General features: G+C 69.4%; 12 protein-coding genes. 5 read left to right on the forward strand and 7 right to left on the reverse strand.

Translation table 11 applies throughout. The features are described from left to right. Nucleotides 1–65: 65 nt before the first annotated feature. The 3 genes from DMC64_RS36055 (at nucleotide 66) to DMC64_RS43570 (ending at nucleotide 2,034) form a co-directional block, all read left to right on the forward strand. Nucleotides 66–719: a trypsin-like serine protease gene (locus DMC64_RS36055; protein ID WP_125737137.1), complete on the forward strand. Its 654-nt coding sequence runs from the start codon at nucleotides 66–68 to the stop codon at nucleotides 717–719. A 62-nt stretch (nucleotides 720–781) separates the two neighbouring features. Continuing rightward, nucleotides 782–1,777: a helix-turn-helix domain-containing protein gene (locus DMC64_RS36060; protein WP_125737138.1), complete on the forward strand. Its 996-nt coding sequence runs from the start codon at nucleotides 782–784 to the stop codon at nucleotides 1,775–1,777. 125 nt (nucleotides 1,778–1,902) lie between these two features. Beyond that, nucleotides 1,903–2,034 carry a hypothetical protein gene (locus DMC64_RS43570; protein ID WP_255355316.1) on the forward strand — a complete coding sequence of 44 codons (132 nt, stop codon included), beginning with the start codon at nucleotides 1,903–1,905 and terminating at the stop codon, nucleotides 2,032–2,034. Here DMC64_RS43570 and DMC64_RS36065 read toward each other — a convergent pair. The 3 genes from DMC64_RS36065 to DMC64_RS36075 form a co-directional block, all read right to left on the reverse strand. Next, complete coding sequence (locus DMC64_RS36065) at nucleotides 2,024–2,239, reverse strand: hypothetical protein (protein WP_125737139.1); 216 nt, start codon at nucleotides 2,237–2,239, stop codon at nucleotides 2,024–2,026. The two genes, DMC64_RS43570 and DMC64_RS36065, sit on opposite strands and share 11 nt — an antisense overlap. A gap of 56 nt (nucleotides 2,240–2,295) precedes the next feature. After that, a complete protein-coding gene (locus tag DMC64_RS36070) occupies nucleotides 2,296–3,048 on the reverse strand; it encodes a trypsin-like serine protease (protein WP_125737140.1) in 753 nt (250 codons plus the stop codon). Nucleotides 3,049–3,121: 73 nt separating this feature from the next. Then, complete coding sequence (locus DMC64_RS36075) at nucleotides 3,122–4,096, reverse strand: LysR family transcriptional regulator (protein WP_125737141.1); 975 nt, start codon at nucleotides 4,094–4,096, stop codon at nucleotides 3,122–3,124. 114 nt (nucleotides 4,097–4,210) lie between these two features. Between DMC64_RS36075 and DMC64_RS36080 the strand changes: the two genes are divergently transcribed. Continuing rightward, nucleotides 4,211–5,173, forward strand: coding sequence for a M64 family metallopeptidase (locus DMC64_RS36080; protein WP_038514857.1), 963 nt, complete (start codon nucleotides 4,211–4,213; stop codon nucleotides 5,171–5,173). 74 nt (nucleotides 5,174–5,247) lie between these two features. Here DMC64_RS36080 and DMC64_RS36085 read toward each other — a convergent pair whose 3' ends face one another. Together DMC64_RS36085 and DMC64_RS36090 are read right to left on the reverse strand one after the other, a co-directional pair. Then, a complete protein-coding gene (locus DMC64_RS36085; RefSeq protein ID WP_037336611.1) occupies nucleotides 5,248–6,303 on the reverse strand; it encodes an LLM class flavin-dependent oxidoreductase in 1,056 nt (351 codons plus the stop codon). Between the two features lie 61 nt (nucleotides 6,304–6,364). Beyond that, nucleotides 6,365–6,976 (reverse strand): precorrin-3B C(17)-methyltransferase, encoded by a 612-nt coding sequence (locus tag DMC64_RS36090; protein WP_125737142.1) that lies wholly within the window; start codon nucleotides 6,974–6,976, stop codon nucleotides 6,365–6,367. Nucleotides 6,977–7,175: 199 nt separating this feature from the next. Between DMC64_RS36090 and DMC64_RS36095 the strand changes: the two genes are divergently transcribed. Then, nucleotides 7,176–9,854 (forward strand): beta-N-acetylglucosaminidase domain-containing protein, encoded by a 2,679-nt coding sequence (locus tag DMC64_RS36095; RefSeq protein ID WP_233629932.1) that lies wholly within the window; start codon nucleotides 7,176–7,178, stop codon nucleotides 9,852–9,854. Here the strand turns inward: DMC64_RS36095 and DMC64_RS36100 are convergent. Beyond that, nucleotides 9,835–10,719, reverse strand: a complete 885-nt coding sequence (locus DMC64_RS36100) for a hypothetical protein (RefSeq protein ID WP_125737143.1) — start codon at nucleotides 10,717–10,719, stop codon at nucleotides 9,835–9,837. The two genes, DMC64_RS36095 and DMC64_RS36100, sit on opposite strands and share 20 nt — an antisense overlap. 13 nt (nucleotides 10,720–10,732) lie before the next feature. Beyond that, nucleotides 10,733–12,028: a choice-of-anchor B family protein gene (locus DMC64_RS36105; RefSeq protein ID WP_125737144.1), complete on the reverse strand. Its 1,296-nt coding sequence runs from the start codon at nucleotides 12,026–12,028 to the stop codon at nucleotides 10,733–10,735. Nucleotides 12,029–12,100 lie beyond the last annotated feature (72 nt).

Consider the following 12,100-nt stretch of genomic DNA (forward strand, 5'->3'; position numbering starts at 1 on the left):
TCCGCCGTGGCCGTAAACGGGTGACCCGTCGATTTCCCTGAATTCCCCTGCATTGGAAGGCACCCATGCGCATCCGAGGTCTCCTCACCGCACTGCTGTGCGCGGCCGGGCTCACGACGGTCGCACCCGCCGCCGTCGCGGCCCCCATCATCGACGGCGAATACGCCCAGTCCGGCCCATGGGCGGCCATGATCGAGCAGAACGGCGAGCAGTGGTGCTCCGGTTCGATCATCAGCGCCCGCTGGGTGCTCACCGCCCAGCACTGCATCGACGAACCCGGCGCCGGATACTCCGTCCGGGTGGGCGACGTCGACCACCAGGCCGGCACGTACGCGGTGGTGGCCGACATCTACACGCCGTCCAGCGGCGCCGACATCGCACTGTTGAAACTGGACCGTTCCGTGACCACGACGTACGCGTCCCTCGGCACCTCCGTCGCGGTCGGCGACACCGAATACGTTTATGGCTGGGGTTACAACGAAGACGGCGATCTGCAGCGTTACCTCAAGGTCGCCCGGATGACGGTGACCAGTGTCGGGAGTGGACTGATCAAGGCCCGCCGGGGCAACGGCCTGACCAACGGCGGCGACTCGGGCGGCCCGGTCTTCGTCGGCGGCAAGCAGGTCGGCGTGCACATCGCGGGCAACAAGGTGGACAGCTCGACGCACACCAGCATCTCGGCGAACCGCACCTGGATCCGGAACACCTCGGGGGTCTAGGTCCGAACGGGTCCGGGAGCGGTGGCGCCACCGCTCCCGGACCACTGAGAGGCAGGTGGAAAGTGGTATCGACGACTCCGGACGGGCTCGGCCCACAGCTGGGCAGGCTGGGTCTCGGCGAGACCGCCGCCCGGATCTACCGGCGGATGCTCGAAAACGCGCCCGTCACCGCCGCGGAACTGGCCTGGCGGGAGGACGACGCGGAGAACGTCGAGCTGGCACTGAAGGAACTGGCCGACGCCGGTCTCGCGGTTTCGTCCGGAGTGGACGGAGACGAGTACGTCCCGGCGAACCCCAGCGAAGCGCTCACCGCGCTGACCACCCGACGACAGGCCGAACTGCACGACGCGCGGCTCGCGGTCCAGACCGCGTACCGCGCCTTCAGGCGGGCGCACGCGGGGATGCCGAACGCGCAGGACCTACTCGAAGTGGTCACCGGCGACGCCATCATCCCCCGGCTGCAGCATCTCGCGACCACGGTGCGGCATCAGGTGCGCCGTCTCGATTCCCCGCCCTACTTCACCGGCGGCCGACGGAATCTCCTGGAGGAGGAGCAACTGCGGCGCGGGATCGGCTACCGCTGTGTCTACAGTGGAGCGTCGTTCGGCGATCCCGGCTATCTGGCCGCGAACATCCTGCCGTGCCTGCGCGCCGGTGAGCGGGCCCGGCTGCTGCCCGAACTCCCGGTGAAGCTGACGCTGTTCGACGACCGTGCGGCCACCATCGCGCTGACCATCCGCGAGGCCGATCGCAACCAGTCCATCGTCATCGTGCGTCCCTGCAGCCTTTTCTCCGCACTGGAGGGGCTTTTCGAGACGTCCTGGGCGGCCGCGCTCCCGATCGACCGGCGTGGCCGGACGTCCGGGCAACCGATCCGGCCGGTCGAGCGGGAGCTGCTGATCCTGCTCGCCGCCGGGCGCAAGGACGACGAGATCGCCGCCGAACTCGGCGTCAGCAGACGCACCCTGTTCCGCTACCTCGAAACCCTGATGGACCGCGCCGGCGTCTCCAGCCGGTTCCAGCTCGGGGTCTTCGCCACGCACAACAACTGGCTCTGAAAACCCCCGCATTTCGTCCTCTGAATGCGGGTAGCCCTCACCCGGATGGGGTCACCCGGGTCGATCATCCCCGCTGCGGTGAAGGCGCCGGGAGCGGATGGTGATCTTGGAAGGAGGGCGGAATCATGGGGAATCACCGGCACCACACCGGCACGGCGTCGCTCCGGATCGCCACCGCCGGCCTGCGGGTCTTCGCGGTCGTCGTCGCGATCGCGGCCTGCGCGTGGCTCGCGCTCTGGCTCGCGTTCACCCTCTGAGACCCGCCGGTCCCGGCTGGGATTCCGGCGGGCTCTCGGGTTCCGGCAGCGGGCGGTCCGGTCCCGGAGCGGGAACCCGTTCGGGTGCCCCGGGGTCCGGGACCGGTTCCGGCCTGCCCGGATCGGGCACCGGTTCGGGCATACCTGGCTCCGGCGGCATCGGGTCCGGCGGCGCCGGAGGCGCGGTCGTTCGAGGATTCGTCATCGCACATACCTCCTGATCACGCCACTACCCGATGCGCCACCGGCCGAAACGGTCCGTTAGCCCGTATGGGTGGCGATCCAGTCCGCGATGACGTCCGCGCGGGAGGTCGTCTCGATCCCGGCGTGCGGGCAGTTCGGCCCGGTGGCCTCGAGCGACACCAACGCGCCACCCGCGCCCTCGGCGACGAAGTACGGCGCCCCCGAGTCGTACGTGCAGGCACTGGTCGTGATCGACGGCGCGGCGCCGCGGACGCCGATCGTCGTCGGCGCCACCGTCGCCACCTGCACGGTGCCTTGCTGCATCCGGGTGGCCGGAGCGGGATTCGTGGCGTTCAGGCTCCCCCAGCCCGCCAAGGTCAGCTGCTGGCCGACCTTCGGGAGCACCCGGCTCACCTTCAGCGGGGACACCGTCGTCACGGGCGTGTCCAGCTTGATGAGGGCGACGTCGTTTTCCTTCGCCTGCAGCACTTCGGTCGCCTTGCGGGCCACACCCGATTCGACCGCCTCGTCGACCAGGCCCAACGTCACCATCGTCGGATACGGCATCTTGCCCGCGACCCGCTTGCGGTGCGCGTCGTGGAAGCAGTGTCCCGTGGTGACGACCCAGCTCGGCGCGATCAGCGCGCCCGTGCAGTAGCTGCCGTAGGTCGAACCGTCGGGACGTGGGATCTTCGTCATCGCGATCTTCGCGACGAACCCGAACCGCCCCGGTGGGACATCGGTGCCGTGGGCGACGTCCGGCGCGGCGAGCGCGGCCGGAGCGGTGGTGATGGTCAGGACAGCAGCGGCCAGCAGGGCGCGCAGACGCAATTTCTTACCCTTCGTCGGAGGTGATCCGAGGCTAGGACCCCCTGCCCGACAAGGGGAATTCCCCGACCAGGTGTCACCCGATGGCACGTCTGCCGTTGACCGGTCCCGCGCGGCGGGCGAGCCAGTGGCGATAGGGCAGGCTGGTTTCGGTGTCGGAGCGGTAAGCCGCCTCGGCCGCGGCGATCAAGGCATCGGTGTCCCCGCCGAAGGCTCCTTCCGCGCTCCAAGCGATCAGATACCGCATCCACAGCGGATCCCCCGCGAGAGGCCGGATCGCGATCCCGGGTGACGAGGGAAAGGTGACCTGGCACGGGGAAATCGCCCGGCCCGCCGCGATCAGGCGTTGCAGCGGGCGCAATTCCGTGCTCCGATGCGCGACTTGCGGCCGGAATCCCGCACGGGCACAGGCTTCTTCGAAACACTCCGGCCATCCGGCGCCGTCGGACGGCCCGAGCACCCACCGTTCCCCGGCGAGCTCGGCGAGATCGATCTCGGCTCGGCGGGCCGCGGGATGGTCCGCGGCGATCGCCACGAACACCGGTTGCGTGGCCAGCGGCCGCGACGCCACGCCCGGCGCCGACGGCAGCGGGTGGCCGGGATAGTCGGCGACGACCGCGGCGTCGAGTTGCCCGCCGGCCACGAGATCCAGCAGCCGCAACGGCGAGAACTCGGTGGTCACCGAAACCGCTTGTCCCCGGCCGGAATCCCCGAGCCGGTCCGCCAGCTCGACGACCATGGACCCGCCGATCCCACCCAGCGCGACCGGACGTTTCTCGCCTTCCGCAAGGAAACGCGCCGCGTCCCGGTGCATCGTGTCCGCCGCGGCGAGGACGGCACGGGCGCGGACGAGGACGCATTCGCCGAACGCCGTCGGGAAGACGCCGTCGCGCCCACGGACGAACAAGGTTCCCCCGAACGCGCGCTCGATCCGTTGCACGGCGGCGGTCAGCGCGGGCTGGGTGCTCCCGATCACGATCGCCGCGCGCGTGATGCTGCCCGCGTCGGCGACGGCGCACACCACTCGCAGGTGACGTAACTCGACGTCCATCACGCGGACCTTATGGCCACTTGGGATGTGCCGGAAGCCGTCGAAAGTCGGGATCGTTTTTCGTACTCCCCTCCACGCCCCTCCCCTCTCTCCCCTCCCCCGCAAGGAGTACGCATGCGACGCGCCTGTCTCATGGTCGCGCTGACCGCCGTCCTCGTCGCCGGGCTCGTTCCCGCGACGGCGTCGGCGGCTCCCCGGTTCACGACGTCGATGGAGGCCTTCGAGCCCGGAGGAACCATCACCAGGGTGGACGTCACCCGGCCCGCTTCGGACCGGGCGGCCGCGCCGCAGCAGATCGCGGCCGCCGCCGCGGTGACCCCGATCGAGACCAACGGCCCCAGCGAGACCACCTTCGACCTGGTCTTCGTCGGAGACGGCTACACCTCCACGCAGCTGGGCACGTACTCGCAGCACGTCCGCTCGAGTATCGCGGCGCTGTTCGCCATCGAGCCGTACAAGAGCTACCGCAAGCAGTTCAACCTCTGGCAGGTCGACGTCGTCTCGCCCCAGTCGGGCATCACGAACGACCCGACGCAGGGCATCCGGCGCAACACCGCGCTGGGCTCGTACTTCTGGTGCGGTGGCATCGAACGGCTGTTGTGCGTCAACGAAACCAAGGCGAACCAGTACGCCGCGGCGGCACCGGACGTCGACCAGGTCATCATGCTGGCGAACACCACGAAGTACGGCGGCGCGGGCGGTGGGGTCGCGACCTCTTCCGGCGGCAACATCCAGGCCAGCCAGATCGTCGCCCACGAACTCGGGCACTCCATCGGCGGGCTGGCCGACGAGTACGACTACGGCACTTGCGACACCCGGGAACCCCGCGAGCCCAACGCTTCCGCGCTCACGGCCCAGCAGATGAAGGACCGCCAAGCCAAGTGGTACAAGTGGCTCGGCAAGCCTTCCCCCGACGGCGGCACGGTCGGTGTCTTCGAGGGTTCCCGCTACTGCAAGACCGGGATGTACCGGCCCAGCGTGAACTCGCTCATGCGCACTCTCGGCCAGCCGTTCAACCCGCCGAGCACCGAAGCGATGATCGCGGGCTTCCACCGCGAAGCCGCCCATCGGCACTGATCCCCGTCATGGCCTCCGGACCGGGCAGAGGTGCCAACGGATCGGCGCGGAAGCGAACACCACGGCTTCGGACGTCAGCCGAGCAACTCCTTCACGCGCGGGACGACCTGCTCGCCGTAAAGCCGGATGGAGTTCAGACGCTGCTCGTGCGGAAGCGCGCCGACGCTGTACTTGAGCTGGAACCGCGAGAGGCCCAGTGTCCGCACCGCCCAGGCGATCTTCTGCGCGACGGTCTCGGGAGAACCGACGAACAGGGCACCACGCGGGCCCGCCATGACGTCGTAGTCGGCCCGGGACATCGGACCCCAACCGCGCTCGGCGCCGATCTTGGCGAAAGCGGCCTGGTGGTGCGGGAAATGCTGGGAGACGGCCAGTTCGTCGGTCTCGGCGATGTGGCCGGGGCTGTGCATCGAGATCGGGAGCTCCTGGTGGCCCGCCTCCTTCAACGCGCGCCGGTACAGGTCGGCGAGCGGGGTGAACCGCTCCGGCGACCCGCCGATCACCGCCATCACCAGCGGCAGGCCGTACGCCGCCGCGCGGACGACCGACTGCGGGGTGCCGCCGACGCCGACCCACGCGGGCAGGCTGCCCGATTCGGTGACCGGGAAGGCCTGCGCGCCTTCGAGCGCCGGGCGGACGGTCCCGGACCAGTCGACCGGCTTCTCCTCCTGCAGATGTGTGAACAGGTCGAGCTTCTCGGCGAACAGCGCTTCGTAGTCCTCGAGCGAGTAGCCGAACAGCGGGAACGACTCGGTGAACGAACCACGGCCGAGCGTGACCTCCGCGCGCCCCCGGGAAACCGCGTCCAGCGTGGCGAACCGCTCGTACACGCGCACCGGGTCGTCCGAGCTGAGCACCGTGACCGCCGTGCCCAGCCGGATCCGTTCGGTGCGGCCAGCGATCGCGGCCAGCACGACGTCCGGCGAGGACACCGCCATCTCCGCGCGGTGGTGTTCGCCGACGCCGAAGTAGTCCACGCCCACCTGGTCGGCGAGGACACCCTCGGCCACGACCTCGCGGATGGCTTCGGCCTGGCTCACCGGCTGGCCGTTCGCGTCGTTCCCGACGTCGCCGAACGTGTCCAGGCCGAACGTCGGCGCCTGCGGGGTGCCCAGGATCTCGTAACCCATGTCCAACTCCTCAAGTAGTTGAACGCTCAAACGTCGGGCACGGTGATCGTATTCCGCGGGCTCAGCCGCCGGCGATGTCGCGCGCCAGCCGGCGCGCGTCGTCCATGGTGAACTTGCCGGTGATCTGGGTTTCCCCGCCGGTGATGGCCGACTGGATCGACGGCGCGGTCAGCACCCGGCTCTTCAGCACCATCGCGACCTGCTTGCCGACGTTCGCCGCGGTCCAGTCGGCCCACGTCCGCGCGCCCGCGTCGGTGAAGCTGAGCCCGATGAGCGGACCTCCCGACTGCGTGTCGAGGCGAGCGTTCGCCCGGCTGAGGTCCGCTCCGGTGAGGAACGCCGGGCCGAGCAGGTATTTCGTGCCCTGCACACGGTCGCAGCTGACCAGCGGGAGCGCCGGATCGTCGCGGCCGTCCAGCGGATCCGGCCCCGCCGAACAGTCCAGCGCCGCGGCGGCCGCCTGCTGTGCGGCGGGATCCGTGCTCTGGCGGTCGGTCGCCGCGCCCGTCGCCGGACCGGGCGGGAGCTCCGCCAGGACCGGACGGAACCGCAGCCGCGACCCGTCCTTGATCGCGAAACTGTCGCCTTCGGGTTCGGCTTGGCCGGAGACCCCGCCCTGGCAACCGGTGACACCGAGCAGGACGAGGGCGATCGCTACGAGGATGTTCCGCACCGGGACATTCTGTCGTGCCCAGCGTCCGCGCGGGGGCGAATCGCCGCCTTGACCGAGTAGCCGTCGGTCTGGTCGGAAAATCACCCGGTCCGACCTAGCCCAGGTCATCGCATCGGGTGTTTGCTTGCTCACAGAACGTCGTTGAACGACGATTTGGGGGCCGCCGATGTCCTTCCGATGGGTACTCCGACTCATTCCGGTGACGCTGCTCGTGACCGCGGTGGCGGTGGCCGTCCCCGCACCCGCGAGCGCGGCTCCCGCCCCTCCCCTGGCACAGGTATGGCCGACGCCCCAGCAGGTGACACCACGAGCGGGACAGGTGACCATCCCGCGCACCGTCGTCGAGGTCGTCGGAGCGGCCACCGATCCCTCCGCGCTCGCCGTCGTGGACCAGGTCCTCCGGGCGGCGGGCGCGAGCACGATCGTCAAGGTCACCGACAACGATCAGGCGGCAATCGACCGGGAACGCGGCAACGGCGGCCTCGTCGTCTTCGTCGGGGGTCCGACCGAAAGCAGGGCGACCGCACTGGCCCTGGCAGCACTCCGTCTCAAAGGCCCGGAAGGCCTGGCCCCCGGCGGGTACGTCCTCGCGGCCGACCGCGGTGTCGTCGCACTGTCCGGTGTGGACACTTCGGGGACGTTCTACGCGGCGCAGTCGTTCCGGCAGCTGTTCGCTTCCGGCAAGAGCGGCGCGTTCGGCATCCGGGACTGGCCCGCGGCTCCGCTGCGCGGCGTGATCGAGGGCTTCTACGGCGCGCCGTGGTCCCACGCCGACCGGCTGGCACAGCTGGACTTCTACGGCCGCACCAAGCAGAACATGTACGTCTACTCCCCCAAGGACGATCCGTTCCTGCGCGCCCGCTGGCGCGACCAATACCCGCCGGAACAGCTCGCGCTGCTCTCGCAGCTGGTGAGCCGTGCTGACGCGAACCACGTCGAGTTCACCTACGCCCTCTCCCCCGGCCTTTCCGTGTGCTACTCGTCCGACGCCGACAAGACCGCGCTGGTCACGAAGTTCCAGTCGCTGTGGGACATCGGGGTGCGGTCGTTCGCCATCCCGCTCGACGACATCTCCTACACCCGCTGGAACTGCGACGCCGACGCCGCGAAGTTCGGCACCGGTGGCGCGGCCGCGGGCGCGGCACAGTCGTTCCTGCTCAACCGCGTCCAGCAGGACTTCATCGCGACGCATCCCGGTGTCGAGCGGCTGCAGACCGTCCCGACCGAGTACTACGACCTCGCGGACTCGCCGTACAAGACCGCACTGCGCACCCAGCTCGACAAGGCCGTGATCGTCGAGTGGACCGGCGTCGGCGTGATCGCCGGGCAGATCACGGAAAAGCAGGCCCGGCAGGCAAAAGAGGTCTTCGGGCACGACATCCTGATCTGGGACAACTACCCGGTCAACGACTACATCACCGAACGGCTGCTGCTCGGGCCGTACATCGGCCGCGAGCCCGGCGTCGCGAAGTACCTCTCCGGGATCACCGCGAACCCGATGGTGCAGGCCGAGGCGTCCAAGATCGCCGAGTTCACCTCCGGCGACTTCCTGTGGAACCCGGACCGGTACGACCCCGACAAGTCCTGGCTCGCCGCCATCGCCGACCTCGGCGGACCGGCCGCATCCGCGCTGAAGGTGTTCGCGGAGAACAACTATTCGAGTCTGCTCGTACGCCTCGAAACCGGGAAAACCGATCTGGATTCACCGGTGTTGCGGCCGCTGCTGGCCGCCTTCTGGGCCGCGCTGGAGAAGAAGGATCCATGGGACGCGGCCGCGAAACTGGATCGCTACCTGACCTCGATGGCCTCCGATCCCGAAGATCTGCGGCGCGGCATGGCCTCGAATCCGAAGTTCCTCGCCGAGGTCGGACCGTGGCTCGACCAGGTCGGGCTCTACGGTCAGGCCGGCAGGCACGCGGTGCGGATGCTGCTGGCCCAGGTCGACGGCGACGGGGCGAAGGCATGGGCGGAACGCGGCGAGCTCGTCGCCGCGCTCAAACAGGCGCAGGCGATCCGCGTCCCGACCTCGCGGGGCCCGCGCAACCCCAGCACCTGCACGGGGGTCTGCGTGCCGTTCCTCGACAGCGCGCTGGCCACGGCCGACCGCTGGTTCGGCCTGCCCGGGATCCGGCCGCGGCCGACGACGTCGCTCGGCACCTACACCGACAACGTTCCCGCCCGGATGGTCGACGGCGACCCCGAGACCTACTACTGGAGCGACTGGGCACCCGCGATCGGCGCCACCATCGGGGTCGACCTCGGTTCCGCCCAGCGGGTGTCCCATGTGGACATCCTGATGGGGAAGCCGACCAGCCCGGACGACTACATCCACGCCGGCGTCCTCGAATACTCCGCCGACGGCACCCGGTGGACGACGGTGAAGACGGTCACCGAGCCGGTGATCTCGGCCGATCTCCCCGAAGGCGCCGAGGCGCGGTTCGTCCGCGTGCGCACGACCGGCGCCCAGACATTCTGGGTCGTGGTCCGCGAATTCACCGTCTCCACACCGGACAGTCCGAAGTACACCGTCACCGGCACCCCGGCGGGGTCGAACCTGGCCGCGGCGGCGGACAACAACGCCGATTCGCTGTACGCGGCGACCTCGGCGCCGATCGCAGGCGACGCGCTCGTCGTCACCGCCGTCGCGCCGAAACCGCTGAGCAAGGTCGTCGTGCTGGCGGCGGACGCCGGTGCGGGCGCCGACGTCCAGGTCGCGGACTCGGCGGGCGGCTGGCGGACGATCGGCCGGATGTCGGGTGGCTACACGGAACTGCCGGCGGACGGCGTCACGACCGACAAGGTCCGGCTCCTGTGGTCGCCGGGAGGCGCGGCGCCGAAGATCGCGGAGGTCGTCCCGGTCAGTCCACCGCGACCGTGATCGCGGCCGTGTGCACCCGCCCGCCGTGGGAGAACTCGAGGAACAGCCGGTACTCGCCGCGTTCCGAGAACAGGGAGTGGAAGGTCAGCTCGCCGCCGGCCAGTGCCACGCCGAGCGGCTGGACCGGATGCAGATGCGTGGCCGACAACAGCATGCTGTGGAACCCGGTCATATGGCCGTTGGCACCCAGATGCGGGTCGACCGCGGTGAGGAGCGCGCCGTCCGGGCCGCGGAGGGCGAACCGGAGGACCTGCGCCCGCATCGACGGGATCCGGGCCGCCCCGTCCACCCGCGTCACCCGATAGCCCGTGGCCGTCACGGTGTCGCCCGCCGGAGCGGGCACCGGCACGAAGGTGGTGTCACCGGGCACGGTGAACGGGACGCCGAGCACCACCGGATGCTTCGGATCCTTCGTGTCGAGCGGCACGAACTCGGCGAACATCCGGTAGGCGCCGCCGTCGGTCAGCGCGAGGTTCGTGTGCCAGGTGTCCCCGTCCAGCCTCGGATGCACGTGCTGGAAGACGTTCATGTCGTCGCGCACGGCGAAGAAGTGCATCTGTTTGGTCTGGTTGTCCAGGAACCGGGTCACCGGCCGCCCGTCGGGCCCGAGGATCCGGAACGCGACCGGTACCTCGGGACCCCGGACGGCGGGAGTGGTGACCCGCTCGAACCGGTAGCCGCTCTCCGCCTCCGACAGCCCGTCGCTGTGGGCGGCCGGAAGCAGATCCGCGGTCACCACGGGCTGTTGCTGGTGAGCCGAGTGCGCGGAGCCCGGTGTCGGCCGGAGGGCCACGAAGACCGCAACCGTGCCGATCACCAAGGCCAGCGCGAAGAACAACCAATCCGTGAGCCGGGGTTTGCGCACGCCCTGCCCCCGGTCACTTGCCGCCGAGGTTCGGCTTCACCACGACCAGGCCCTGCTCGATACCGTTGACGATGACGATGCCGCTGGAGAAGTACGGGTAATTGCTCCACGCCCCGTTGAAGTTCGCCGCGTCGCCCGCCGGGTAGATGTCGAAGTAGCCGACCTCCGACAACCTCGCCGAAGCGACCCCGCTGACGTCCAGGATGCGCAGACCGGCCTGGTAGTTCGCCTGGTAGGAATACTGACCCTTGATGTACTGGTTGTGGTCGATCGCGGTGGCTGGCGAACTGTAGACGCCGGTGTGCACGGGAGCGGACAGCTTGGCCAGGTCCCAGACGTAGGTCTTGGTGCGCTTGTCGGTGCCGCGCGACTCGTCCAGTTCGTCGTCGAGCAGGAAGTAGCGCTGGTCGCCGGTCAGCCAGCCCTGGTGCGAGTACTGCGCACCCGAGTAGCCCTTGCGCGAGATCTGGACCGGCCTGGCCTTGTCGGTGACGTCGACGATGGTCAGCGTGTCCTCGTTGGCGTTGAAGCAGATTTCCTTGCCGTTGTACGCCGTGTCCGGCCCGCGGTAGACGACGCACTGCGTGTCGTGGGTGTACCCGTCCTGCGAAACGCAGCCCGCCTTGGCCGGGGCCTTCGGGTTCTGGATGTTGACGATATGCGGCCCGCCGCTGCACGTGTTGGAACCGATCGCGTAGGCGAAACCGGTCTCCTCGTTGATCGCGATGTTGTGCGCGGGACCGAATTCCTTGTACAGCGCGTCGGCGGTGAAGGTCTGCGGTGTGGTGACGGTGCGCAGCCTGGTCAGGTCGAACACCTGCATCCCGTGCCCGGTGATGAAGTCGGCCACGATGAACGCGTGGTTCTTGTACACCTTCATGTCCCGCCACGAACTGCTGCCGCCGTTGGAGGGAAGGTTGCCGAGAAACTTCGGCGACGTCGGGACGCTCAGGTCGACGAACGCGGTGCCGTTGGTCCGTCCGACGATGGCGTATTCCTTGCCGGACGACGGATCGGTCCAGCCCCAGATGTCGTTGCCGTTTCCGCCGCCGAGACCGGAGAGAGGCAGCACGCTGAGCAGGTCGACGTTCTTGCACGGGTATTTGTCGGCCTTGCCGTTGATGCACGGGACTCCCGCAGCGGTGCCGGTGACGGCGTGCCGCTCGGCCGGAACGTGGTCGGCCATGAAGGTGCGGGCCGCCGCCTGTCCTTCCGCCGTCTCCGGATCGTGCGCGGACGCCGCGGTCATCGACAACACCAACGCGGAGGCCGTCAGCACGGCCAGCCCCATCATCCGCACGAGTTTCATCCGAGGTGCTCCTCACCGGGTCGCGGTCGGCCTCCGACGATATGGGCACCCACTCCCGGTGTATCCCGTCGA

Origin of the sequence: Amycolatopsis sp. WAC 04197 (assembly GCF_003947475.1) — a bacterium.
GTDB classification, from domain to species: Bacteria; Actinomycetota; Actinomycetes; order Mycobacteriales; family Pseudonocardiaceae; genus Amycolatopsis; species Amycolatopsis japonica.

Bases quoted from the DNA above. Each gene is read 5' to 3' on its own strand.
- DMC64_RS36080 (WP_038514857.1), top strand. From the start codon at position 4,211: ATGCGACGCGCCTGTCTCATGGTCGCGCTGACCGCCGTCCTCGTCGCC.
- DMC64_RS36085 (WP_037336611.1), bottom strand. From the start codon at position 6,303: ATGGGTTACGAGATCCTGGGCACCCCGCAGGCGCCGACGTTCGGCCTG.
- DMC64_RS43570 (WP_255355316.1), top strand. From the start codon at position 1,903: ATGGGGAATCACCGGCACCACACCGGCACGGCGTCGCTCCGGATCGCC.
- DMC64_RS36075 (WP_125737141.1), bottom strand. From the start codon at position 4,096: ATGGACGTCGAGTTACGTCACCTGCGAGTGGTGTGCGCCGTCGCCGAC.
- DMC64_RS36065 (WP_125737139.1), bottom strand. From the start codon at position 2,239: ATGACGAATCCTCGAACGACCGCGCCTCCGGCGCCGCCGGACCCGATG.
- DMC64_RS36055 (WP_125737137.1), top strand. From the start codon at position 66: ATGCGCATCCGAGGTCTCCTCACCGCACTGCTGTGCGCGGCCGGGCTC.
- DMC64_RS36105 (WP_125737144.1), bottom strand. From the start codon at position 12,028: ATGAAACTCGTGCGGATGATGGGGCTGGCCGTGCTGACGGCCTCCGCG.